Annotated in this window: 18 protein-coding genes and 3 tRNA genes; 8 read left to right on the plus strand and 13 right to left on the minus strand. The window is 39.6% G+C overall.

Going from position 1 to position 24,757, the window contains the following annotated elements; translation table 11 throughout:
• The 6 genes from B9O19_RS04685 to glmU form a co-directional block, all read right to left on the minus strand.
• Complete coding sequence (locus B9O19_RS04685; protein WP_102365327.1) at window positions 1-2,121, minus strand: sodium-translocating pyrophosphatase; 2,121 nt, start codon at window positions 2,119-2,121, stop codon at window positions 1-3.
• Window positions 2,122-2,380: 259 nt separating this feature from the next.
• Window positions 2,381-2,953 carry a YdcF family protein gene (locus B9O19_RS04690; RefSeq protein ID WP_102365328.1) on the minus strand — a complete coding sequence of 191 codons (573 nt, stop codon included), beginning with the start codon at window positions 2,951-2,953 and terminating at the stop codon, window positions 2,381-2,383.
• A gap of 148 nt (window positions 2,954-3,101) precedes the next feature.
• Window positions 3,102-4,553, minus strand: a complete 1,452-nt coding sequence (locus B9O19_RS04695; RefSeq protein ID WP_102365329.1) for a peptidylprolyl isomerase — start codon at window positions 4,551-4,553, stop codon at window positions 3,102-3,104.
• 182 nt (window positions 4,554-4,735) lie between these two features.
• Window positions 4,736-8,269, minus strand: coding sequence for a transcription-repair coupling factor (gene mfd, locus B9O19_RS04700; RefSeq protein ID WP_154058623.1), 3,534 nt, complete (start codon window positions 8,267-8,269; stop codon window positions 4,736-4,738).
• A gap of 19 nt (window positions 8,270-8,288) precedes the next feature.
• Entirely contained in the window at window positions 8,289-8,855 is a 567-nt protein-coding gene (pth, locus tag B9O19_RS04705) for an aminoacyl-tRNA hydrolase (RefSeq protein ID WP_102365331.1), read from the minus strand.
• 24 nt (window positions 8,856-8,879) lie between these two features.
• Window positions 8,880-10,250: a bifunctional UDP-N-acetylglucosamine diphosphorylase/glucosamine-1-phosphate N-acetyltransferase GlmU gene (gene glmU / locus B9O19_RS04710; RefSeq protein WP_102365332.1), complete on the minus strand. Its 1,371-nt coding sequence runs from the start codon at window positions 10,248-10,250 to the stop codon at window positions 8,880-8,882.
• A gap of 446 nt (window positions 10,251-10,696) precedes the next feature.
• Between glmU and B9O19_RS04715 the strand changes: the two genes are divergently transcribed.
• Complete coding sequence (locus B9O19_RS04715; RefSeq protein WP_102365333.1) at window positions 10,697-13,762, plus strand: pectate lyase family protein; 3,066 nt, start codon at window positions 10,697-10,699, stop codon at window positions 13,760-13,762.
• Between the two features lie 168 nt (window positions 13,763-13,930).
• On the opposite strand, the gene B9O19_RS04720 is transcribed toward B9O19_RS04715, so the two are convergent.
• Both B9O19_RS04720 and B9O19_RS04725 read right to left on the minus strand, forming a co-directional pair.
• A tRNA-Lys gene (locus B9O19_RS04720) sits at window positions 13,931-14,007 on the minus strand.
• 242 nt (window positions 14,008-14,249) lie between these two features.
• Window positions 14,250-16,040 (minus strand): HAMP domain-containing sensor histidine kinase, encoded by a 1,791-nt coding sequence (locus B9O19_RS04725; RefSeq protein ID WP_102365334.1) that lies wholly within the window; start codon window positions 16,038-16,040, stop codon window positions 14,250-14,252.
• Window positions 16,041-16,201: 161 nt separating this feature from the next.
• On the opposite strand from B9O19_RS04725, the gene B9O19_RS04730 reads away from it, so the two are divergent.
• Together B9O19_RS04730 and B9O19_RS04735 are read left to right on the plus strand one after the other, a co-directional pair.
• A complete protein-coding gene (locus B9O19_RS04730) occupies window positions 16,202-16,579 on the plus strand; it encodes a DUF2752 domain-containing protein (RefSeq protein ID WP_102365335.1) in 378 nt (125 codons plus the stop codon).
• 15 nt (window positions 16,580-16,594) lie between these two features.
• Window positions 16,595-17,089: a TM2 domain-containing protein gene (locus B9O19_RS04735; RefSeq protein WP_102365336.1), complete on the plus strand. Its 495-nt coding sequence runs from the start codon at window positions 16,595-16,597 to the stop codon at window positions 17,087-17,089.
• 825 nt (window positions 17,090-17,914) lie between these two features.
• Here B9O19_RS04735 and B9O19_RS04740 read toward each other — a convergent pair.
• A tRNA-Leu gene (locus B9O19_RS04740) sits at window positions 17,915-18,001 on the minus strand.
• A 72-nt stretch (window positions 18,002-18,073) separates the two neighbouring features.
• The gene (locus tag B9O19_RS04745) at window positions 18,074-18,358 is read right to left on the minus strand and encodes a helix-turn-helix transcriptional regulator (protein WP_102365337.1); all 285 of its coding nucleotides are present in this window, start codon (window positions 18,356-18,358) and stop codon (window positions 18,074-18,076) included.
• Between the two features lie 129 nt (window positions 18,359-18,487).
• On the opposite strand from B9O19_RS04745, the gene B9O19_RS04750 reads away from it, so the two are divergent.
• The 4 genes from B9O19_RS04750 to B9O19_RS04765 all read left to right on the plus strand — a co-directional run bounded on the left by B9O19_RS04750 (window position 18,488) and on the right by B9O19_RS04765 (window position 20,221).
• Complete coding sequence (locus B9O19_RS04750) at window positions 18,488-18,676, plus strand: hypothetical protein (RefSeq protein ID WP_102365338.1); 189 nt, start codon at window positions 18,488-18,490, stop codon at window positions 18,674-18,676.
• 70 nt (window positions 18,677-18,746) lie between these two features.
• Window positions 18,747-19,184 carry an RrF2 family transcriptional regulator gene (locus B9O19_RS04755; protein WP_102365339.1) on the plus strand — a complete coding sequence of 146 codons (438 nt, stop codon included), beginning with the start codon at window positions 18,747-18,749 and terminating at the stop codon, window positions 19,182-19,184.
• A 67-nt stretch (window positions 19,185-19,251) separates the two neighbouring features.
• Window positions 19,252-19,327, plus strand: a tRNA-Ala gene (locus tag B9O19_RS04760).
• Window positions 19,328-19,462: 135 nt separating this feature from the next.
• Window positions 19,463-20,221 (plus strand): hypothetical protein, encoded by a 759-nt coding sequence (locus tag B9O19_RS04765; RefSeq protein WP_102365340.1) that lies wholly within the window; start codon window positions 19,463-19,465, stop codon window positions 20,219-20,221.
• Between the two features lie 854 nt (window positions 20,222-21,075).
• Here the strand turns inward: B9O19_RS04765 and B9O19_RS04770 are convergent.
• From B9O19_RS04770 to B9O19_RS04780, 3 genes are all read right to left on the minus strand, one after another.
• A complete protein-coding gene (locus tag B9O19_RS04770) occupies window positions 21,076-21,351 on the minus strand; it encodes a helix-turn-helix domain-containing protein (RefSeq protein WP_102365341.1) in 276 nt (91 codons plus the stop codon).
• Window positions 21,352-22,344: 993 nt separating this feature from the next.
• Window positions 22,345-22,683 carry a helix-turn-helix domain-containing protein gene (locus B9O19_RS04775; protein ID WP_102365342.1) on the minus strand — a complete coding sequence of 113 codons (339 nt, stop codon included), beginning with the start codon at window positions 22,681-22,683 and terminating at the stop codon, window positions 22,345-22,347.
• 34 nt (window positions 22,684-22,717) lie between these two features.
• Complete coding sequence (locus B9O19_RS04780; protein ID WP_102365343.1) at window positions 22,718-23,059, minus strand: helix-turn-helix domain-containing protein; 342 nt, start codon at window positions 23,057-23,059, stop codon at window positions 22,718-22,720.
• Window positions 23,060-23,268: 209 nt separating this feature from the next.
• Here B9O19_RS04780 and B9O19_RS04785 point away from each other — a divergent pair, with 209 nt between their 5' ends.
• Window positions 23,269-24,222, plus strand: a complete 954-nt coding sequence (locus B9O19_RS04785) for a ComEC/Rec2 family competence protein (RefSeq protein ID WP_158648916.1) — start codon at window positions 23,269-23,271, stop codon at window positions 24,220-24,222.
• Window positions 24,223-24,757: the final 535 nt, after the last annotated feature.

Below are 24,757 nucleotides of genomic sequence, written 5' to 3' on the forward strand. Positions count from 1 at the left end.
TTATTTGAGTAAACCGGTAATCAAATCCACAAGGTTAAACTTAACAATAAGCGCTGCAAAAACGATAGAAACCATAGATAACAGCTTAATCAAAATATTAACGGACGGACCTGAAGTATCCTTAAACGGATCTCCAACTGTGTCTCCGACAACTGCCGCCTTATGATTGTCGCTGCCTTTTCCGCCAAAGTTTCCGGCTTCTATATATTTCTTTGCATTATCCCAGGCGCCTCCTGAATTAGCCATCATGATAGCAATAGCAAATCCCGAAACCAAAGCTCCTGCGAGCATACCAACAACTCCGTTTACTCCGAGAACCAAACCTACAACTATAGGAGCGAGTATACCGAGAGCCGCCGGCAAAATCATCTCTCTAAGCGATGAACGTGTGCATATATCAACACATGTCTCATAGTCCGCTTCCGCTTTGCCTTCCATCAAACCCTTTATCTGCTTAAACTGTCTTCTTACCTCAACAACAATTTTCTGTGCCGCACGTCCTACAGCCTGCATAGTAAACGCGCTGAACAGGAACGGAAGCATTGCTCCCACAAACAAACCAATCAAAACAGGCGGATTTGTGAGCGACAACTGAAGCTGTCCTCCGAGAGCCTGAATTTTATCAGTATAAGAAACTATCAAAGCCAAGGCTGTTAAAGCTGCGCTGCCGATAGCAAATCCCTTACCGGTTGCTGCAGTAGTGTTACCCAAAGAATCCAAAGCGTCTGTACGGTTTCTAACTTCCTCATCAAGGCCGGCCATTTCTGCTATACCGCCGGCATTATCAGCAACAGGACCATAAGCGTCTGTAGCCAATGTTATTCCCAAAGTTGCAAGCATACCTACAGCAGATATTCCAACGCCATAAAGACCCAATGAGAAACTGCTCAAATCTCCTGTGGCAAGGAAACCGCCGCCGCCTGCGGCAAAGAAGCTGACAAGGATTGAGATACCCACTATAACTACTGGAATTGCTGTTGAATTCATACCTAGCGCTATACCGTCGATTATTATAGTTGCGCTTCCCGTCTTTGATGACTCAGAAAGCTTTTGGGTCGGCTTATATGAATCAGATGTATAATATTCAGTAAAGAATCCTATCAGCACACCTGCTACCAGACCTGATATAACTGCCCAAAATACGCCTGTATTCTGCGGAAGCAGTGTAAATATCAAAACTGCGGCTGAAATAGCTGAAAGTATAGCCGAAACATATGTGCCTCGTCTCAAAGAACCCAAAAGATTTTTCTGTGTAGCGCCCTCTTTTGTAGAAACAAAGAACGTACCTATAATTGAAGCGATTATTCCTATAGCGGCAATCATCATTGGAACAACTATGCCCTTAAAGCCCAAACCTGCCGCTGTGGCAAGCGCGCCTGTTGATATGATTGAACCGACATATGACTCATAAAGGTCAGCGCCCATTCCTGCAACGTCGCCAACGTTATCACCTACGTTATCTGCGATAACAGCAGGGTTACGAGGGTCATCCTCAGGTATTCCGGCCTCAACTTTTCCAACCAAGTCAGCGCCGACATCTGCAGCCTTTGTAAAAATACCTCCGCCGACACGGGCAAACAAAGCCATAGAGCTTGCTCCCATACCAAACGTCAGCATAGCCGCCATAATCTCGTTCGGATCACTCAGAACGGCTTTTAAAATTATGAACCAAACGCTTATGTCCAAAAGACCCAAGCCAACAACTGTAAGACCCATAACCGTACCGCTTGAAAACGCTACCTTCAGGCCTTTATTCAAACTATTTTGGGCTCCGTTAGCAGTTCTTGAGTTAGCATATGTAGCAATCTTCATTCCTATAAATCCTGAAAGTCCGGAGAAAAATCCGCCGGATACAAATGCGAACGGAACAAACCATGTGAGAAGACCAAACGCTGCCATTACGCAAATAATTATCAGCATAACGATAAAGAAAATACCAACTGTCTTATACTGTCTCTTTAAATACGCCATAGCGCCTTTTCTGATTTTAGCAGAAATATTCGCCATTTCTTTTGTTCCCTCAGGCTGTTTTTTAACCCAGAAAAATTTGTACATCGCAAAAGCCAGACCACATATTGAAGCGGCCAAAACAATCCACGGTGCAATGTCTACAATACCCATTGTAAAACCTCCCATAACAACAAAATATATAAGTTTATTTTTTTACAAATACATAAAAAAACTGGGATTTTTTCTAAAATCATTAAGACGCAGAAAAAACTGCATGGTTAAGGAAAAAACTCCATAATATGACAAAAATTTAACAAAATTTCAATTATATTCTATATATATCTATAATTTCTTTGTGTTTATTATACATAATAAACATATAATTCGTCAAGTTTTTTTTAGTCATGTAACATAATTGTAGTATCAAAAACTAATATTTTATATTATTACCATAGTCTCTACTGTTTTTTTGCATTTTTTTGATTTTCCGCCGCAGATTGAGATAGTAATTTATAATAGATAAACCCTCTCTTAAATAGTTGCTTATTTTGGAAGCCTTCGGCGTATATGCTGAAATTTCAACAATATTTTTATATCCAATAAGCTCGGCTATTTTTTTAGAGCGAAAGACATGGAAACTGTTGGTTACAAATGCGGAATTGTTTTCTATACTTCCTCCGGTCTTTAATATTTTTTCTTTTGAAAATTCAAAGTTTTCATAAGTGCTGTGTGAATCCGGTTCAAGGATAATTCTACTTTCCTCTACACCGTTACTGACAAAAAAATCTTTCATAGCCCGGGCTTCGGTTGTGTCTTCGTTATCTCCCTGCCCTCCGCTGCAGACTATTATAATATCCCGGTTTACTTTAACCAGTTTCAGCGCGGCTGAGAGACGTTCATATAAGCATCGGCTTGGAGTTACGCCAAACAAGCGGCACCCCAAAACTATCAAATACTTAATATTTTTTATTTCTTTTATTTCAAGCTCAGATAACTTAGGCATAAACCTACCCCTTAACTTATATGATTTGTTTGTTATCTTAATTCAGATAATATAAGTTTATAAAAAATAACCTTTATTATTACAAATATATAAAAAGATTGCACTGCCTAAGCGGTGCAATCTTATATAACCAAAATTTATATTTGGATTATTCCCCAGCGGCAGCTCCGCCTGCTGCAGAGTTTCCATCTGCTGCGGAGTTTCCGCCTGATGTAGAAGTTCCGGCGCCTGAAGCGGCGCTTGCAGCAGCCTGCTCGTTTTCAAGTTCCTCTGTTGCTGCCTGAACATCATCCAAAATTGCCTTAACTGAAACCTTATCAAGGTTCCCCTTGTTTTCGCTTACTTTAGCCTGTTCAACCCAGTAACCCTGTATCTCATATAATCCAGGGATTCTCATGATTACGTGGTAACCATAATCGGTCTTAACCGGTTCAGAAATCTCGTTAAGCTTCAAAGCGAATGCTGCAGTTTCAAATTCTTCAACCATTTCGCCCTTTTTGAAGGTATATCCGGCTGATGTTTCGCTTGTATCAGTATTATACTGAGTCATTAACTGGTCAAAGTCGCCGCCCGATTTAGCCTGCTGCGCAACATTCTGAGCTGTAGCTAATCCTGTAGCGTCGTCAACAGCTGTTGGGTCAGGTGTTGCGGCCGGATCTGCAGCTGCAGGGTCAGTTGTCTCAATCAAAATGTGTTTAACAGACGCTCTGTCATCCTGTGTATAATTCTGAAGGTCAACGCCTTCCGGAGTAAACTTTGAAATATCTTCTTCCATTGCCGCCTGAACATTCTGCGCCTTCATAACAGTTGTATACATTCTAGCATATTCATTTGCAGAAGATATACCCATGCTTCTTGCTCTCAGGCTGAATCCGTCCTCGCCGAACTGCTGAACATAGCTGTCTACTGTAGACTGAATCTGCTGGTCGTTCTTCTCTGTCCAAGCATTATCGTCTGTAAGCAGCTTTTCGCCTTGCTGTCCTGTAACCATATCGGCAACAGCATTTTTCATTGCATTTTCTTTTATAGTATCAGAAAGTTTTTTGCCGTCGATTTCCTGATCCCAGTCAAAACTGCTGAGGTCGCCGTCTGCGCTTTCGCCTTCAATATCATAGTACTGAGTCATAGCTTCAGCATAGATATAATAACCTAAATCTTTATCTGTGATTTTTTCACCGTTAACCGTTGCAACTGTCTTGCCCTCAGCCTTGCCATACTTTGGCTGTGCGGCCGTAAAGTTCATAATCAGAAATACTATCAGCGCTGCAACCGCAACACATCCAACTATGATTCCAACCAAAGCGCCGACAGAAATATTGACGCCTTTTTTCTTCTCTTCAATAACTTCTTTAATGTTATCAACGCTTTCCAGCGCGTCTGCTTTTATCTCTGTAATAGAGTCTTCAAGCTTATCTCCGGCTTCTGAAATCACTTCTCCGGCGTCATTAAGTTTATCGCCTATAACTTCTTTTGCCTTTTGATCAGCCTCAGAAATTTCTTCCTTGATTTCAGACGCGGCGTCAGCTATTTTAGAGCTTACGTCATCTTTCATCTTTTGAACTTTTTCATCGTTCAAAATGTCCTTTTTGTCATTAGCCATCTTTTTTTCTCCTTTTATGTTATGTTTAAATAATTTTAAATCTCATAAAACCCGGGACAGCCCGAATACTTACACAGTCCCAAAATATTGACCTGCATAACTACACAATCCCAAAATATTTTTCTATTATACATCAAAGCAAGTTAATTTTCCACTATTGTTGTTAAAACTTATTCAAATGTTTACAATTTATTCAAATTTGCCTTGCTTTGTTCTGATAAAAAACTCATCATTTCTTTTATCTGAGCCAAATAGTTCTTCCCGCCTTTGTCAGAGGACAGAGGAACAAGTTTTATTGCCAATTTAGGATTATTGGGCGTCAATATCGATATTTTTCCGGGATATTTGTCTATCAGTTCCAAACACGGTTTCATATCGGGTATATTTTCAGGGTCAAATTTTACCGTTATCCTCTCTGAGTTTCCTATAACTTCGGTTATATTATAACTTGAAGCGTACGCCTTAATCAGGGCCACCTCCATAAGGTTTTCAACCTCCGGCGGAACAGTTCCGTATCTGTCTTCTATTTCATCATACGCGTCATACAGCTCATCCTGATTTTTTATCGCGGCTATCCGCTTGTATGCTGCTATCCTTTGACTGTGATTCTTTATATACTTATCTGAAATATATGCTGATACAGGTAAATCTATCTGTGTCTCGGTCTCATTTTTCGTCTCTATCCCCTTAATCTCAGCCGTCGCCTCTTCAAGCAGCCTGCAGTACATCTCATAACCCACAGCTTCCATATGCCCGTGCTGCTGGGCGCCTATAAGATTTCCGGTGCCCCTTATTTCCAAATCTCTCATTGCTATCTTAAAACCGCTCCCGAACTCAGTAAACTCCTTTATCGCCAGCAGCCGTTTTTCAGCCTCGGGAGTTAAACTCTTATTCCGCCTGTAGGTCAGATATGCGTATGCCAGCCTGTTTGAACGTCCGACCCTGCCCCTCAGCTGATACAGCTGCGCCAAGCCTAAGCGGTCAGCGTTTTCAAGAATTATTGTGTTTACATTTGGTATATCAAGCCCTGTTTCAATTATCGTTGTGCAGACCAGGACGTCAATAGTTCCGTCTGACACGTCCATCATAATTTGCTCCAGCTCGTTCTCGTGCATTCTGCCGTGAGCCACGGCTATTCTTGCAGACGGCACCAGCTCCGCTATTCTGTTGGCGACTTTAAATATGCCGTCTATTCTATTATAAAGATAATACACCTGACCGCCGCGGCCTAATTCCTTATTTATAGCCTCCCGAATTACGTCCTCGTCATACTCAAGAACATAAGTCGATATCGGAAACCGCTCCGCCGGAGGTTCGTTTATTATGCTCATATCCCTTATTCCGGTCAGCGACATATGAAGAGTTCTCGGTATCGGCGTTGCGGACAGCGTCAGCACATCCACTTCTTTTCTTATCTCTTTTATTTTTTCCTTATGGGCAACCCCAAAGCGCTGTTCCTCGTCAATCACCAAAAGTCCCAGCTTATTATATTTGATATGCTTTCCCAGCAGTTTATGGGTTCCTATAACAACGTCTATTTCACCCGTTGCCAAACCTTTTACAATACGCTTTTCTTCCGCCGCGGTACAAAAACGAGACAGCATTGCAACGTTTATCGGATAATCCTTCATTCTCTGCTTAAACGTGTTAAAATGCTGTGTAGCCAAAATTGTTGTCGGCACGAGATACGCCACCTGATACCCTGCCATGACCGCCTTAAACGCACCTCTGAGCGCAACCTCGGTCTTTCCGTATCCAACATCTCCGCACAGCAGTCTGTCCATAGGATACGGCTTTTCCATATCCTCTTTCATCTCTTGTATGCTTCGGAGCTGGTCGTCAGTTTCCTCAAACGGGAACTTTGCTTCAAAATCGCTCTGCCACTCATCATCCTTTGGGAATGATATTCCCGGAGTATTCGCACGCTTGGCGTAGAGGTCTATAAGTTCCTTAGCCATATCGGCAGCGGCAGCTTTTACCCTCTGTTTGGTACGGCTCCATTCTCCGCCGCCCAGCTTGTTCATTTTTATTCTTGCTCCGTCTTTGGCGATGTGCTTGTAGACCATATCCAGCTGGTCTGTCGGCACATACAAAAAGTCGTCTCCCTTGAATCTTATTTTGAGATAATCTTTTCTGACGCCGTCAACATTCAGCTGCTCAATGCCTATATACTGACCGATACCATAATTTCGGTGAACAACATAGTCACCCATATTCAGGTCGGTAAAGTTGTCAATCTTTTCGCCTTTAACCTTGCCGTAGCGCTTTCTTTTTTTCTTTTCATGCCCGAATATCTCTTTATCAGAAATCACCACTGTCTGCGTGGAAGGAAATTCAAATCCATGCGAGATAGAACCGTGGGTTATAACTATTCCTCCGGGCGGAGGAAGCTCTGTCAGAACGTCTGTGTACGCACAGTTAAAACCCTCGTTTTCCAGCTGGTTCAGCAGATTCTTAGCCCTTATCTCAGAACCGCCCAGCACAACCGTACGGTATTGGCTGGACTTATAAAATCTGAGAGACTCATATAAAAATTCAAGCTTACCCTGAAAACCTGCCAAAGACTTGGAGCCAACAGCATAGGTTCTCTTTGCCCTATATTCAGCTGAATAATTTGAAATACCGCTGACCCCGACAAATCTATGCGCCGTAAGCCGCTTTACCGCCTTCTTCAGCGGCAAAAAGTATTCCATATCCGCCTTGGGGATTATTCCCCTTTCAGTCATCTCAGTTATGTCTTCCGCAAACCTTACCGTCTCGCCTTCATACGCCTCGCTTATTCTGCGGCCGTCACACCAAAAAATAATTGTATCATCTGCCAAATAATCCAAAATTGTGGGCTTTTCACGATATATATATGGAATATACTTTTCTATTGAAGGGAATCTAATCCCCTGCTTAAGTCTTTCAATATCCCTGTTCAACACCGAAGCCGATTTTTCGGATACAGGCTTCTCAGTATCGCTAAGCAAGCTGTTCAGCTTTTTTACTAATTTAGCACGTTCTTTATCATCCGGCACCAGCTCGCCTGCCGGAGTTATCCTGGCCTCATCACATCTGTCAATCGTTCTTTGGCTGTCCTTGTCAAAGGTTCTTATCGAGTCAACCTCTGTGTCAAAAAATTCAATTCTCAGCGGATACTGACTGTAATACGGAAAATAATCAAGTATTCCACCGCGGACGCTGAACTGACCGGCTCCCTCAACCAATTCCTCACGCTTATATCCTAAACTTTCAAACTTACCGATCAGCGTTTCTAACTCAATGTCATCCCCAACTTTTAATGTTATAACGTTTTCCTGATATTTCTTAAACGGTATAGTCACACTGAGCAAAGCCGAATACGTGGTCACAACATAGGTTCGCCGGCCTTTGTTTCTGAACAAATAGTCGAGCACCTCAAGTCTTTGCTTCTGTATCTCATGGCTCTTTACATCTACATCGTAAAAAAGTATATCGGAGTTTCCGTAATACAGAACCTCCGCACCTGAGAAAAATCTGAGGTCGTCGGCTATTTCCATTGCGGCAGCCTCGTTTTCGGCAACCAATAAAATCGGAGCCTGAAATTTTTCGGACACACAAAAAGCCAGGTGTGCCCTCACAGAGTCCGACACACCCGCTACGTTTATAGGCGTAATATTTTTTTGTAAAGCCCCTGCCAGCTCCTCAAAGTCGGCAAGGTCTTCCATAACTTCATAAAAACCGTTTGTTTTCATAGCCAATCACATACAATCCTTATCCGTTATACATTTGCATAGCCGTCCTGGCATCTGTCCTGATTATCTCCTCAACCGCTTTCACAGCTCTTACCGCTGTGTCAGTCAGGATTTCAGTCTCCGCCTTAGAAAACCTTCCCAAAACAAAATTGCATATATCCTCATGCTCATCCATATCATTTCCCCCTATCCCCAGTTTTACCCTAGGGAACTGGTCTGAGTTAAGATTGAGTATAATACTTTTCAGCCCATTATGCCCTCCGGCGCTGCCGCTTGGTCTCACTCTCAGTTTTCCTAAACTCATAGTTTTGTCATCTGAGATGACAATAATATTTTCATCAGGTATATCATAATAATCGGCAATAGGCGCAACGGCCTCGCCGCTCAGATTCATAAAAGTTGTAGGTTTAACCGCAATCACCTTTTCGCCGCATACTATACCCGTTCCAACCTCAGCCCTAAACTTGCTTGACTTAAACTTTATATTGTTCTTGGCACAGAACGCGTCAACAACATCAAAACCGATATTGTGTCTGGTATTAATATATTTTCTGCCCGGATTTCCCAATCCCACTATCATATACATTATATTTACCTCAAGTAAATTTTATTATTTTTTCTTGCTGTCTTTTCTTTTTGCCGTCCACTGTTCCTTAACAACCTGCTTAGAACGGGCTATAGCCAAAGATTCAGGCGGCACCTCGTCTGTTATCGTTGACCCTGCCGCAGTGTACGCGCCGTGCCTTACTACAACGGGAGACACCAGGTTGGTGTTACAGCCGATAAAGCAGTCGTCTTCAATAATTGTACGGTGCTTATTCACGCCGTCATAATTTACGACAACGGTTCCGCACCCGAAGTTAACTCTCTTGCCTACGTCGGCGTCTCCAATATAAGTCAGATGAGCCACCTTGGTTCCATCATCTATTGTAGAATTCTTAACCTCCACAAAGTCGCCTATCTTAACTTCAGAACCAACTTTGGTTCCGGGTCTCAGATATGCAAAAGGTCCGACATTTGTATCAGAGCCTATTTCACTGTCGATACCCACAGTCTCCAATATCTTAGTATTATTCCCAACCTTGCAGTTATTCAAAGATGTGTTGGAGCCGATAACACAGTTTTCACCGATTACAGAGTCTCCCTCAAGAACTGTTCCGGGATACAAAACGGTATCTCTTCCTACCTTAACATTTGTTGTAACCTGAACTTTATCAGGGTCGATAATTGTAACACCGGCAAGCATTAAAGCTTCAACTTTGCGGCGGTTTAAAATCTTTCCGACCTGTGACAGCTGGAGTTTATCGTTTACTCCCATAGTCTGTTCAAGATCGGTGACATACGCTCCGACCTTTTCGCCCTCGCTCAGCATTATTTCAATTACGTCGGTTATATAGTATTCTCCCTGGGAATTATCATTAGTAATTTTAGACAAGGATTCTTTTAGTTTTTGAATATCAAAGAAATACATACCCGAGTTAACCTCAGTTATCTTCTGCTCATCCTCAGAAGCGTCTTTCTGCTCAACGATTCTGACGATTTCACCGTTTTCTCTGACTATTCTTCCATATCCGTACGGCTCGTCGGCTATCGCAGTAATTACAGTAGCGGCCCTCATCTTTTTGCTGTGGTCTTCACGCACCCTCTTTAAAGTCTCAGCCTCTATCAGAGGCGAATCCCCATATAGAACCATAACAGTGCCGTCTACGTCCTTTATGCTTTCAATACCCTGCATAACAGCGTGGCCTGTTCCCAGCTGTTCATACTGATAGGCATACTTCGCCCTGTCCCCAAGATATGCTTTAACATCTTCGGCCTTATGACCGATAACGACGATATTTTCATCGCTTCCGGTTTCTTCCGCAGTATCCAAAACCCATTCCACAAGGGCTTTTCCTGCCGCCTGCTGAAGAGGTTTCGCAATATTTGATTTCATTCTCTTTCCCTCACCGGCCGCAAGGATAATGCTATATAATCCCATTTCTATTCCTCCAAACAAAATTTTATATCACAATTTTTGCATTATATCATAATATAGTATTATTTTCAATACCTATCACAATAATTGATATCCGGTATGCCTAGCTTAATAAAATACTGCCTAGAGCATATGACAGTTATATTATAAACTAAAAAAATATTGCATAATTATCATAGCAGACTATTTTCCTATCTCAGTATTCCTAAATATGGATTTTACTAATCTATTGTGCAGACAATCCACGTTATATTTTCGCCTGCAATTTTTAATTATATATCTATATAAGCAAGGAAGACATTATAAAACGATTATGTAAATATGCTTTTAGCAAATTACTTTTTTACGTCATAACAGGTCGCAAAATTGTAATTTTATTACTTATATACAAATTTCAAAAATTATGTTATAATAAAATTATTAATTTTGCTTGACTGGGAGGATTTATTATGAGAAAGATATTTCCGATTACAGTGTTAGTTATTTTACTGTTAATATCCGTATCTGTAAACGCGGAAAATATAACAACGATAACTGACCTCTATGATTTCAGCGATGTCGGAGAAGGTAAAATCACTGAAGATATTATTCTGCCTAATAATTTGTATGTTCACGCAAGCGGCGGCAGCGTTACCGTGAATCCCAGCATCAAAAAGTTTGAGGGCAGAACCTACGTCAACCGGGCGGTTCTAAGCCCATGTAAAAATGTTGAAAATCCCGACTGCGCCGTGAGTATTATACCTGAAACCGACAGTATGCTGTTTGTTGATATGTATAACGTGGCGGCGGAAGGATCAGGTCTCAGAAGCTTTGAGGTGAAGCAGGACGGTATAGTGTTAGGCTCGTTCACCCTTGACGGCAAAACAATGATAACCACTGAGCCTATGCAGGTTAAAAAAGGAATCCCTGTATACATATATGTCACCGGAAAATATGGGCTTATCTTTTACGGCGCCGGGCTAAAGTATGATACAGTATCTCCTGACGCGGTTCCGGGAATTCAAGGCGGCGGAAAAAAGACCACCGGCGCCAGGGGAAATAAAAACATAAGCGTCTATCACGTTACAAGTCTTGCAAACGACGGCCCGGGAACGCTGCGTGACGCCGTATCGCGTCCCGGCAGAATTGTCGTTTTTGATGTCTGCGGAACAATTAACTTGACCGAACGTTTGAAAATCGGCAACTCAAATATAACGATTCTGGGACAGACTGCGCCGGGGCAGGGAATAACCATTGCCGGAACCGACGTTCTGATTGCAGCAGATAACGTCATAGTAAGATATTTGAGAGTTCGCCCCGGAGACAGTGTTGAAGGTGAATGGGACTGTTTGGGCGGCGCGCACATAAATGATATTGTCTTAGACCATTGCAGCGTCAGCTGGGGGATTGATGAACTTATGTCCCTGTACGGCGGCCTTAATCCAGACGGCGCTGACACCGGTAACTATACAATTTCAAACTGTCTCATATCAGAAAGCCTGCGTCTGTCAAACCATTATAAAGGCGCACACGGTTACGGAGCGATATGGGGAGGAACCAACACAAGCTACTATAATAATATTATAGCCCATCATGACAGCAGAAACCCAAGACTTGCCAGCAATGTAAGCTATACTGAGCTAAAAAATAACGTAATATATAATTGGGGCGGCAATTCAAGTTACGGCGGCGAATCGACTGCTGAAAACTTTTATACAAAAGTCAATATGGTGAACTCATACTACAAGTTTGGTCCGAGCACAAAGGCAAAGTATAAGATATTTGACGTCTCAGGAACAGGTTCGCACTATTATATAAACGGTAACTACGTTTACGGCTATGAATCAGAAAATAACAATAACGGCCTGAATGACAACTGGGCAGACGAGGCGCTCATTCATAACATGGCTAACGCGGTTAGGGAAAATGAACCGTTCGACATGGGAGAGTATAAAGTGAATGAAGTCAGCGCCGAGGCGGCTTATGACAAATCTGTAAAAAGCGCCGGGGCAGTCTTGCCGGTTCGAGACAGCATAGACGCACGTGTGGTTGAGGATATGAAAAATCAGACCGGGCGTTTAATCAATAAGGCATATGAGGTCGGCGGATACGTTGATATGTCCGGCGAAAGCAAAATATTTAAAATTTCCGAACCATGGAAAGAAGCAAACAATATGGGCGGCGCGGATGAAACTGATATAATCAGAGAGGGTTTATACAAAGGATATACCTGGCTTGAAGCTTATGTGTTTGATGAGATTGAAAAACTGTCGTATACCGAATCCGGCTGGACAAATTCAATAACGCCGACCAATCCCAAAATAACAATATCAAAAGTATCGGACGGAACGCAAACCGTAACCGGATATGCAAATATTTATGACAACACTCCATATATTTCAACAGACAAAAGAAGTATAGAATACGGCGCTGTATCCGAACCTGCCGAAGGTACAAAAATAACCAAAATTGAAGTTTACGACGGTGAACAATTAATTGAGATGTCAGAGGGAACAGAGGCAATAAACATAACGATTAATCTATCTCCCGGCACTCATTATATAACAAGCCGCGCCTATAACGACAAAGGTGAAAGCACGTCGTCGGACACATCAATAATATATATCCGCGGGCTGTCAGACGGCGAGTGGCTATATGCAGATATTGGCAGTGTGCCGTATAAAGGCGGATACACTCAAAACAAGGACGGGTTCAGCATTATTGCGAGCGGTTCAGTCGGCGGAAACAGCGCCGGCAAGATGGATTCGTTCGGTTTTATGTACCGTGAGTTTACAGGGGACTTTGATATAATACTGGAAACCAAGAATGTGCCTAAGTTTGAAAACAATGTTAAGTCGGGACTTATGGTGAGGAGCAGCCTGGACAGCAGTTCTGAAATGTATCTTCTTGCGGACAGCTGGCTGAAGTATGGCGAAAACATAAGGGTTTTTGAAAGACCCGTAAAAGGAACGGCGGTTACAAACTCATATATGTTTGACGCTGAGGGCACCCCGGTAGAGAATGTTGACTCAATAACATACGATATGCCGAAATATCTGAGAATGACAAGAAAGGGACAGCGACTAACAATGTCCGTCTCGGAAAACGGAACTGACTTCACAGATAATATAAGACAGCCGTATATTATTGAAGACACAACACTGCCTGAAACGGTTTATTTGGGTGTTGCTCAGGATTCATGCAGTTCATCAACCTTGATAAAGTATGCGGCAGAATTCGGATTTAACGTGACATTATCAGAAGCGGAAAAAAATACTCAGCTAAAAATATATGATGAAAACGGGAATGAAATAAAAAATAATTCTGTTATTGAAAATGACTCTGTTTTATCAAAGATAGTTATTCCCGACGGCGTTGACACAAGCAACAGCGTAATATACACCGCAGTATACAGGGACGAATGCCTTACAGACATGCAGACAGGAAGCGATGTTAAATTACCTGTAAGCTCCGGAGATTTGGTAAAGGTCTTTGTTTGGGACGGCAATATGCAACCGCTTTATACAGAGGAATAATTTATTAAAACAGTTGTTTAATTTAGAATAAATCAGACGCCTTGATTTTGTGGAAAACTCCAAAATACACAAGGTGTCTGACAAATTATAAAAAAACATTTTAATGAAAAAACAAAAATGGGACAAGCCCCGCAATATCGGGGGACTTGTCCCATTCTCTTAAAAATTTGGTACACCTTCGGGGATTCGAACCCCGGACACCCTGATTAAGAGTCAGGTGCTCTAGCCAGCTGAGCTAAAGGTGCATATCCTTCGCTTTTCAGCGAACAACATATGATATTATACAGCAAACCATAAAATTTTACAATATGTAAATTATTCTAATTTTATCAAATTTATTTATAAATATTTGGTTAAATTATATATGTGTAAGTATAAAACATGGTGTTCTGATTTATAAAATATATGGGGTCATATAAAAATTTTACTTTATAATTTTATAATTTATAAAACATATATAACCCCATAAACCAAAATGCAAAACAACTCAATTCACATTGGCGGTTGGCAGATTAATTGTGACCCTTGTGAATTTGCCATACTCACTCTCTATGACTATAGAACCGCCGTGGCTTTCAATTATTTCTTTAGCTATGGAAAGACCAAGGCCCGTGCCGCCCTTTTCTCTTGTTCTCGCTCTGTCAACTCTGAAAAATCTGTCAAACACATGCTCTAAGTCCGCTTTTGGTATACCGTGACCGTTGTCCTCAACCTTTATATATACTTCATTATACATACTTCCGGCGGCCACATTCACATACCCGCCCTTTTCACCATATTTAATAGAATTTGATACTATATTTACTATAGCCCTCTCTATCTGCTCCGGGTCTGCGTACATCTGCGGCAGCTCATTTGCCGGCAGATATTTCAATTCTATATCCTCTATCTCCGCTTCAAGCGCAAACCTGTTTACTATCCCCCGCAGCATTTGGTCGATTGAAAATACCTGTTTTTTCATTTCAAATTTCTGTACGTCAAATTTTGACAAATCCAAAAGATTTCGAACTAAAGCAGTCATTTTATCCGCTTCGGTTTCTATTGTGGACAGAAATTTCTTCGCCATTTTTTTATCATCCATGTAACCGTTCAAAAGTGTTTCAGTATGGGTTTTAATTATAAATAAAGGCGTTTTCAGCTCATGAGATACCTCGGCAACAAACTCCCTCCGCGCAACTTCAAGGTTGAACTGCTCAGTAAAGTCTTCAAATACGCAAACGATTCCGGCGGTCTTGTCGTTGTCCATCTTAAACGGAACAAAGTATATGCGGATGTGTTTACCGTCATATGTTATATCTCTTATTTCGGTAGCGTATTTATCCAAATACATAAACTCCGCCATACAAACTCCGGCGTTCAGTTTTTCAAAAAACGGGTCAAATTCTGAAACTGAATCAGAATCAATATTAAGCATATCCGCCGCAGCAGGATTGATATGTATGAGTTTTTGGTCAGTGTCAAACGCCATTATACCGTTGGTGATATGCTCCAAAATAACGTCGACTTTATGCTTTTCAGCCCCAATCTGGCTTATTGTTCTGCTCATTACACTGCCCATATGGTTAAACGCCTTAGAAAGCGCACCTATTTCATCGTTGCGCCCTGTTTCGGCAGGAAGGTCATATATTCCTCTTGCAAAGCTGTCGGCGCGCCTGGAAAGCTTCCGCAGAGGCACGGTCACAGAACGGGAAACATACACAGCCGTCAAAACTGCCAAAGCTATTCCTGCAAGAAGCGTCCATAACAAGACCCACAGCAGTTGGTTTATAATATCCCGCAATACGTTTTTATTATCCCTGATATATATAATATAACCATCGGCCGTATCAGTCACCGGCTTAATGTAGTACGCATAGTCAAGAACATCAGAAGAGAAATTACTGTTGCTTCCCTTTGTGTGCTTATCAAGCGCATTGGTCAGGTTTGGAGTTTTTTGAACTTTTTCCTGCATAAGCGCTGACGGAGCAATCACTTCTCCTCCGGCGCCGGATAGAATATAACATTTCCTGTTTTCGTCCAGCTTTAAAACAGAAGAGTATGAATCCAGCAGTTTTTTAATCTCGTATTGCTTTACAAACTCTCTTTTCGACGAGTTCAGAATAGTTTGAAGAGAATCAGGCAGTCCTGACTGTATTGCAGAGTCCGCATGAGCAATAAAAGAATTTTCATAATTCCGGGTAACACAAAAAACTGCCGCAACGCCGAATGCGGCAATAAGCAGTATAACAACGGCCATAAACAAAGCGACCGTTCTGTATATCAATTTGCCTTTAAACATCACTATACCTCACAAAGTAGTCTATATTTTAATTATATCATTATTATAAAGACCGCACAAGTATAATTTTCTTTGTTTGACAAAAATTTTATTATTTTAAAAAAGCATTGCAATAACTTTGCATATGCTGTATAATGTACTTACTGTAAGAGGTGGATTCTATGGGAAAGGCTGTCAGGATAAAAAGAGTGGTTTTATTGTATTTAGTTCTGATTGTTTTGGGCATTGCCGCCGGATATCTTTTGCTTAACGGAAAGCTTGGCCTTCGGTGTCTGTTTCGGGATTTGACCGGGTTCAAGTGCCCCGGCTGCGGCAATACAAATGGTATGCTGGCGCTGTTAAACGGAGATTTTCTTGCCCCTGTAAAATTCAACTTAATGTTTTATCCTGAAGTATTCACTCTTTTATACATATTGATATATCTGCCTTACATATATATAACAGGAAAGAATTTTTCAAAATACGCTGCCGCCGCGCTTGTTACTTTGGCGGCGGTATTTATAACATGGGGAATAATTAGAAATTTTATAAACTTATAGAAGGGACTGTAAAACATGAAAAAATGTAAAAACTGCGGTCAGGAATTTGAAGACGGCGCAAACGTTTGCCCGGTATGCGGAGCTGCAGATAACGGTCAGTCCGCAAAAGTTTGTCCTAACTGCAAAACAGAAGTAAGTGACAATTCAAATTTTTGCACCAACTGCGGCACGCCAATAAACGGCAGTGCACAAAGCAATAACGGGGACGCTCAGAACAACGCAGGTCAGAATAATTTCGGGGGTCAGAACTATCGCCAGCCGCCATACCAGCCGCCTATGAACTATGTTCCGAAATCGAGGCTGTTAGCGGGTCTTTTGGGAATATTCCTCGGCGGTATCGGAGTACACAATTTTTATTTGGGATTTACTACCCGTGCGGTTGTACAGATAGTGGTAACTTTGATTACCTGCGGCGTAGGAAGTATTTGGGGATTTATTGAGGGAATTTTAATAATATGCCATCAGATAAATCTTGACGCTTATAACTTCCCGCTCAAGGATGACTGCTAAAAAGAATTGATACTGCTTAAGGTTTATGGACTGTTTGCAATTATTTGTAACAGTTAACAAAAATAGAAGGTCAGACAATTAATGACCATCAAGAGAAAAATTTTATAGAGCATCATAGTCTGATGCTCTATTTTTATGCAATAAAAAGTCTGCAAACTAAAAAAGTATTATGTCAAGTATATCATAAATAAATTATATAAAAAAATGGTATTTCTAGTGAACATCGGCAGGTGTGACTGTGACCGCAGCTGAAAGGCGCGTGTTATCAAAGTTACTTGTTTTGCTATAGCCTTCAACGTCAATTGCGGCTACACTTTTGTTTAAAAGTATATGTCATATAAACCATATAACGCAATATAAACTATAAACGCCAATAATTAACCTAGTTGTGATGTATACGTACTCCGCTCATTTCACCATAAAGCTATGCCTTTTGATGAGAAAAGCCATGTAACTTTCCCGTTGACTTAATAAATTATCGTAAAAATAGATATTCCGAGTTCCTATTTTGTTTAACTCATCAAAAAAGCTGGTCTTCGACGAACATCGGTAGGGCGGCAATGCCGCCGCGTTAGGTGAGTTGTCATCTGAACACGTAGTGTTCATTATATAACTTTACTTTGTATATGACCCCATATAATATTTATTATTTTACTTATAATAGGTATTTGAACCATTTCTTTTTATTTAAACATTCATAATAATAACATTATAGTTAATGGCAATAATTTAAATACTCAATGCAGATGAAATCTGCGTGTAAGCCGCGCAGATAATTGATTTTTGCGCAAACAAAAATCGGAGCAAGCTTTGCTTGCTCCGACATGGTGCCGGTGATCGGGGTCGAACCGATACGGTATCACTACCACAGGATTTTGAGTCCAGCGCGTCTGCCAATTCCACCACACCGGCAAATCTTAATTTGACACGCGTATTAGTATACCATAATAAAATATAAAAATCAAGACTTTTTTTAGAATTATTTTAATTTTTCCGGCTTTTTATATCTGAAATTATAAGTTTTATATGCGCAATTTGTTCCTGAGTAAGTCCGGAAACGTCAATTGTCAGCTTATTATCAAGGTCTAACAGGTAATCCGTAGAGACAGAGAAGTACTTGGCTATCTTTATCAGCATATCAATTGACGGCTGTATGTTGTCATTTTCCCAATTTGAAACGCTTTGCTTTGTAACACAGAGTACTTGAGCCAACTCCACCTGACTTATTCTGTGTGACTTACGCAATTCTCTTATTTTTTCGCTCAACATAAATTCACCGCCCTGTCAATTATTATAATACTATAATATAATTGTCGCTTGACTAATTAAAAATACTATGGTATTGTAATAGTGGACAAAATTAAATAAAAGTTAGTTTGACAAAGCCAGGTGAAAATTATGAAGAAATGTATTTTATGCGGAAGAGAAGCTGAACAGCTGACAGAAACTAAATATAATGGCAGGAATATTAAGATTTGCGATATATGCAGATTCAATTTTGAGAAGCTCAATGATAAAGGAAATATAAAAGGGATATGTGAAGCTATAAATTATTTTAAAAAACTTATGTCTGAAAATCATGAGTAGACAGACTTGATTTTTCCCGGTAAACGTATATAATATAAGAATATAATAATATTCTTGGGAGTGCTGGGTTATGAAAATATCTACAAAGGGCAGATATGCTTTGAGACTAATGATAGATTTGGCGATAAACGGTGAAAACGGACTGAGTTCCACAAAAGAAATAGCTGAGCGTCAAAATATTTCACGCAAATACCTTGAGCAAATAATGACAATTTTGAACCGTGCCGGATTCGTTAAATCTGAGCGTGGATCAAACGGCGGATACAGACTAACCCGCCGTCCGCCGGAGTATACAGTCGGGGAAATCCTGCGTCTCACCGAGGGCAGCCTGGCTCCTGTGTCCTGCTTAGACGGTGATATTAATACATGTCAGAGGCAAAGCGCGTGCGCAACCCTTATGGTTTGGAAAAAACTTGATGACGCTATAAAAAGTGTTGTCGACAACACAACGCTTCAGGATTTGGTGGATGAGCAAAGACTGTTAGATACCAGCAGCTACGTAATATAAAAAAGTTTAAAAAAGGTCTTTACAAGTTGAAAATTTTGTGTTATAATATTTGTCGTTGCTGAAATATGGGGGTGTAGCTCAGCTGGGAGAGCACCTGCCTTGCAAGCAGGGGGTCAGGAGTTCGATTCTCCTCATCTCCACCAATCAGCGTAAGCCGGAATATTCCGGCTTTTTTTGCGTCTAAAATACCCCTGTTCTCATATGGAATCATGACGGCACGTTATGGCACAAATTTAGTTGTATAATGGCTCTTAACAAAATGAAAAGGAGCTATACATATGAATTATATAACCGAAATAAAAGGGTTTAATGATTTGCTGCTGAGAGAGCGGCTTTCCTCGGGACAGATTGCGCTTTGGTACGCTCTCATGCATATAGACAATAAAAGCGGCTGGAAAAAATGGTTTACGGTTCCAGTTATTACTTTAGAGCTCCACACCGGGTTGTCAAAATCAGGGATATACAAAAACCGTGAGGTTCTTAAACAATTGGGGCTTATAGATTTTAAGGCTTTTAAAGGGAAGGCCGCAAGATATACGATTAATTCATTCTGCGAAGATTTTAAATCAATAAGTAATAACATTGCTGAAAAGTGTCCAAGCGGTATTGCAGATAGCAGGCAAGAAAGTAATCAAGGTAGTAATCAGAGGAGTAGACCATTATATAAACAAGACAAAACAAAACAAGACAAAACTATTTTAAAAGAAAATAATAAAAGAAAAGATAATTCAGATAAAAATGTTTATGGAAAATACAAAAATGTTTTTTTATCTGATGAGGAATTTTCAGAGCTTAAACAATTCTATCCAAACGATTGGTCTGACCGTATAGAAACTTTGTCAGAGGGAATTGAGCTTAAGGGATACAAGTATAAAAATTATTTACTGGCGATAAAAAAATGGGCGGAATATGAGGGACAGAAAGCCGACAGAGGAGTAGTTAAATCGCCGGGGCTTAATAATTACAGCGATGGCAATAAGAGTGATTATGCTGAGATAGAGCGGATATTGATAGAGAGAATGCAGAACGGATATTAATTTATATAATACGGCAGTATATTGTCTAGATATTGTCATAAAAGCAATATAGCCGCCCTCGTGCAAAGGGCAGCTATATTATTATAATGTCGAATTTTGTGACAACCGTTTAATGGTTACCTTTTATCTTTAATCAGCAAGCTTGCTTGCGGAGCTGTCTCTAAGTCGGTCGAAGAGAGCCTACTTTAAATTATTTTTATAATAGTATCTTTCTCTTAATTTGTCAAGATAGTTTTTAAGTAATGTGAATTTATGTAAAGAATTTTTAATTTGACTTTATTCGGTATACCATATATAATTATATTTAGCAGGTAAAAGGGAATTGTAGGACGGTTGTCATCTCCATATGCTGTTACTTACAGCAGAAGGGAGGTGTCTCTTATGTGGAAATACTTACTTAAGGTAATTATATCTATTATAATAATTTTTATAATAGTATCCATAAAAGCAATATAACTGTCCTCTGACACAGGACAGTTATATAATTTAAAATCTGTTTTTGTGACAACCGTTTAACGGTTACCTTTTATCTGCTTTTATTATATTCTCTTTTTCTTTATTTGTCAAGAATATTTTATTTTTATATTTATAATTGTTAACGATATATTGAACGCTGCGTGTTCAAATGTTAGCTCACCTAAAGCGGCGGCATTGCCGCATTTGAGTATTCAAATTATTGACGTTGAAGGGTTACGGATAAAGAGTTATTAAGGCTCACGCCCACTTTCGCAGGTGTGGTCACACCTACCGACGTTTGAAAAAACATAATTTTTTATAAAAAACAATATACAAGGTTTAGTTTCAATGGTTTAAATGGTTTCATTCTTAAAATATAATAAGAGTATTTGTTTCAATCATTTAGATTCTTTTTTTACATCACTAAATGGGAATTTTATATTCAACAAATCACCGGCACTAACGTCCAACGCATCTGCTATATTATATAAAACTTCCAATGAGAAAGGCCTCACGATATTTGGAGCTTCTATAGAACTTAAATGAGAGCGGCTAATATTTGCTCTTATTGCTAGTTCTTCTTGAGATAATCCTTTCATTTTTCTTATTGCGGAAATTGTAATACCTAATTCAATAAAACGGTCTCTGTTATCAAATCCAATATTTTCACTCATTAAATACCCCCCTGAATTTAATATATTATATCATATTTAAATAATATTTTCAATACGAAAGAGGGTTAAATTATATTATTATATATTATTTTAAATTATATACTATGTATATGACCCCATATAAAAAATTTTATTATTACATAATAGGGTGTTTGAACCATTTCTTTTTCTCGCAAGAAAAAGAAACGCTTCACCAAAGAAAAAGTGCTTGCTCGCTTAGGTCGCCTGCGGCTCCAAGGGGCGCTCGCACTACGCTCATTTCACCATGAAGCCATGCTTCATGATGAAAAAAGCCCTGTAACTTCCCGTTGACTTTGTGAACTACCGTGAAAAAAGATATTTCGAGTTTCCTATTTATTTAATTCGTCAAAAACGCTGGGGTTCAGCGAACATCGGAAGGGCGGCTATGCCGCCGCGTTAGGTGAGCCAACATCTGAACACGCAGTGTTCAATATATAAACTAATTATTTATTTTCTAATCTATTGATAAATTTTATAATTATTCTATATTTTTTTATATTCGTTTTAATTAGTACCTACTTTTTGCTCAAATCTATCATAATACTAACTCGGAAAATCTTCATTCACGGTAGTTCACAAAGTCAACGGGAAAGTTACAAGGCTTTTTCTTTTGTGCGTGGAGCGCAAAAGAAATTAGCGGGGGCGAGCGCCCTTTGGAGCCGCAGGCGACCTAAGCGAGCAAGCACTTTTTCTTTGGTGAAGCGTTTCTTTTTCTTGCCAGAAAAAGAAATGGTTCAAACACCCTATTATGTAATAATAAATTTTTTTATATGGGGTCATATACATAGTATATAAATGGTTTTTTTAGTTAAGTAAAATAATAATTATTTTCTTTATATATTGAACACTGCGTGTTCAGATGGTAGCTCACCTAACGCGGCGGCATAGCCGCCCTTCCGATGTTCACTAAAAACCACTTTTTATCAGTATTTAAATAAAAAAGATACGTTATGTAATTTACAAACGTATCTTTTAACTTATTATTCCAAATGATTTCGCATATGCTTTAATTATTTCTTCCGCATGACTACTTTGCTCAGGTGTCATTTTCACTAATATTTCATTTAGTGGATTGTGATTATCTCTTGTGACTGTACCAAATAGAATATAATCTGCATCTATATCTAATATCCTACATATTTCCATTAATGATGGAATTGATAATCCGCTTAAACCTCTTTCGATTTCACTAATATGCTGACTACTCACGCCTAACTTATTCGCTACATATTCTTGAGTACATTTTTTCATTGTACGTGCATTACGTAATCTCGTACCTATTGGCCCATAATCATATTCTCTTATTCTCACAATCTCACCTCCATACACATATAAAAACTAATTTTTATTTTATGAAAATACCGCATGATTTTGCATACACTTTTATTAATTCTTCTGCATACTGGCTTTGTTCAGGAGTCATCTGCAATAACAATTTATTAAACGGGTTATTATTGTCACGGGTAATAGTGCCAAATAAAATGTAGTCCGCATCTATATCTAAAAATTTACATAAATCCATTAGCGAAGAAATAGATAACCCACGCTCTCCTCGTTCAACACTGCTAAGATGTTTACTATTAACGCCAATATAATTTGCCACTTGTTCTTGCGTAAGTTCTCTCATAACTCTAGCATTTTTTACTCTTTCCCCAACTGGAGCATAATCGTACGGTTTAATTTTCACATGCTCACCTCTAATTCAAGTTTGCATATTAATTATAAAACTTATACTTGATTTTTATAACCATCCATGATATGATAACTACATATTATGGATTGAGTTTTGAGAAAAATTTCTCCTTTTCGACAAAGTTTGCTAAAATTTTTATTTATTAAATTATACAATCATATAAAAAAACATAATAAATAAAAAAAGCTTGGAAGGGATTTAAAGTGAAAAAACTTCACATAATTATAATAACAATCATACTGCTGCTCTCCGCATGTTCAGCAGCCATATTCTTAACCCAAAACCCTGCGGCAACAGTCACAGAAACATCAGCGCTGACATCACCATACATATTATCAACAGAAATAACGCCGTCAGCGGAACAGCCGGCACAAACAGATTCGGCACAAACGGCGAAAAAGCCCGGCGCCGGGCAACTGACGGCGCACTTCATCAATGTGGGTCAGGGCGACTGTGAGTTTATCGAACTGCCGAACAATGAAACAATGCTTATCGACGCCGGAGATTCGGGCAGCGGTCCCGAAATCACCGCATATATAAAAAACCTCGGCTATGATACTATAAATTACCTCGTGGCTACCCACCCTCATGCCGACCATATCGGAGGAATGTCCTATGTGATTAAAAACCTGAACATCATTCATATGTATATGCCGAAAAAATCAACCAATACAAAAACGTTTGAAAACCTGCTCCAAACTATACTGGATATGAATATTTCAGTGGAAAAAGCCGAATCGGGAACAGAGATTTTAAACACCGGAAACTTAAAAATCGGTATTTTGGCTCCTGACTCAGAAGCATATAAGAACTTAAACAATTATTCCGCTGTAATAAAAATGGACTATAAAAATACCTCTTTCCTGTTCATGGGAGACGCAGAAAAAGAGACGGAAGTAAAACTGCAGGATGAAGACGTTCAGGCGGATGTTTTAAAGGTCGGGCACCATGGTTCCGACACCTCCTCCACAACGGCGTTTTTGGAAAAAGTCTCTCCTAAATATGCCATAATTTCCTGCGGCAAAAATAATAAATACGGACACCCGGACAGCACAGTGCTTCAAAATCTTGAAAGTATAGGCTCGGCAGTCTTACGCACCGACCAGCTCGGTACTATAATTATTCGTTCAGACGGCACATTATTAACACAATTATAAGCTAACAGTTTCAGAAGGGCGCAATTTTTAAAATTTTGACTCATATAAAAAAATAAACACACAAATTTTATTTGATATTGGCCGCAAAAATATCAATAAAAGCCTAGGATTGCGCCCTTCTGAAACTGTTAAACACACCCGCATGCGCCTGATAGAAATATAATATATTTTTTATTAAACTTGCAAAACTATAATGCAGGCACTCGTCCGCTAATAAGTTACCTAGATGTAGTATATGCGCTTGCACACCCCAATAGGCGGTGAACTGACATATCACGCGAAGCGTGTACATACTTAGTTAAATTTGCTATAACTCCCTTTATATCAGACTTTTCCGAGGCTTGCAAACCACATTTTTATATATTTTTAATTTAAACAGCTTTAATTTTTTGTCTGGTTTTCACTTTCCACATTAAAGGAAAGTGTATTATGGCTTACATACATCTTGCAGGTTCGACCCTTTATGAATTTAAAAATTGTTCAGTAGATTAACATATCTTATCTTTCATTATTAGATAAAAGACTTTATAAAAAT

Origin of the sequence: Monoglobus pectinilyticus (genome assembly GCF_002874775.1) — a bacterium.
Taxonomy (GTDB): Bacteria; Bacillota; Clostridia; order Monoglobales; family Monoglobaceae; genus Monoglobus; species Monoglobus pectinilyticus.

Coding starts and splice junctions, on each gene's coding strand:
- B9O19_RS04685 (WP_102365327.1), bottom strand. CDS start 2,121: ATGGGTATTGTAGACATTGCACCGTGGATTGTTTTGGCCGCTTCAATA.
- B9O19_RS04690 (WP_102365328.1), bottom strand. CDS start 2,953: ATGCCTAAGTTATCTGAGCTTGAAATAAAAGAAATAAAAAATATTAAG.
- B9O19_RS04695 (WP_102365329.1), bottom strand. CDS start 4,553: ATGGCTAATGACAAAAAGGACATTTTGAACGATGAAAAAGTTCAAAAG.
- mfd (WP_154058623.1), bottom strand. CDS start 8,269: ATGAAAACAAACGGTTTTTATGAAGTTATGGAAGACCTTGCCGACTTT.
- pth (WP_102365331.1), bottom strand. CDS start 8,855: ATGTATATGATAGTGGGATTGGGAAATCCGGGCAGAAAATATATTAAT.
- glmU (WP_102365332.1), bottom strand. CDS start 10,250: ATGGGATTATATAGCATTATCCTTGCGGCCGGTGAGGGAAAGAGAATG.
- B9O19_RS04715 (WP_102365333.1), top strand. CDS start 10,697: ATGAGAAAGATATTTCCGATTACAGTGTTAGTTATTTTACTGTTAATA.
- B9O19_RS04725 (WP_102365334.1), bottom strand. CDS start 16,040: ATGTTTAAAGGCAAATTGATATACAGAACGGTCGCTTTGTTTATGGCC.
- B9O19_RS04730 (WP_102365335.1), top strand. CDS start 16,202: ATGGGAAAGGCTGTCAGGATAAAAAGAGTGGTTTTATTGTATTTAGTT.
- B9O19_RS04735 (WP_102365336.1), top strand. CDS start 16,595: ATGAAAAAATGTAAAAACTGCGGTCAGGAATTTGAAGACGGCGCAAAC.
- B9O19_RS04745 (WP_102365337.1), bottom strand. CDS start 18,358: ATGTTGAGCGAAAAAATAAGAGAATTGCGTAAGTCACACAGAATAAGT.
- B9O19_RS04750 (WP_102365338.1), top strand. CDS start 18,488: ATGAAGAAATGTATTTTATGCGGAAGAGAAGCTGAACAGCTGACAGAA.
- B9O19_RS04755 (WP_102365339.1), top strand. CDS start 18,747: ATGAAAATATCTACAAAGGGCAGATATGCTTTGAGACTAATGATAGAT.
- B9O19_RS04765 (WP_102365340.1), top strand. CDS start 19,463: ATGAATTATATAACCGAAATAAAAGGGTTTAATGATTTGCTGCTGAGA.
- B9O19_RS04770 (WP_102365341.1), bottom strand. CDS start 21,351: ATGAGTGAAAATATTGGATTTGATAACAGAGACCGTTTTATTGAATTA.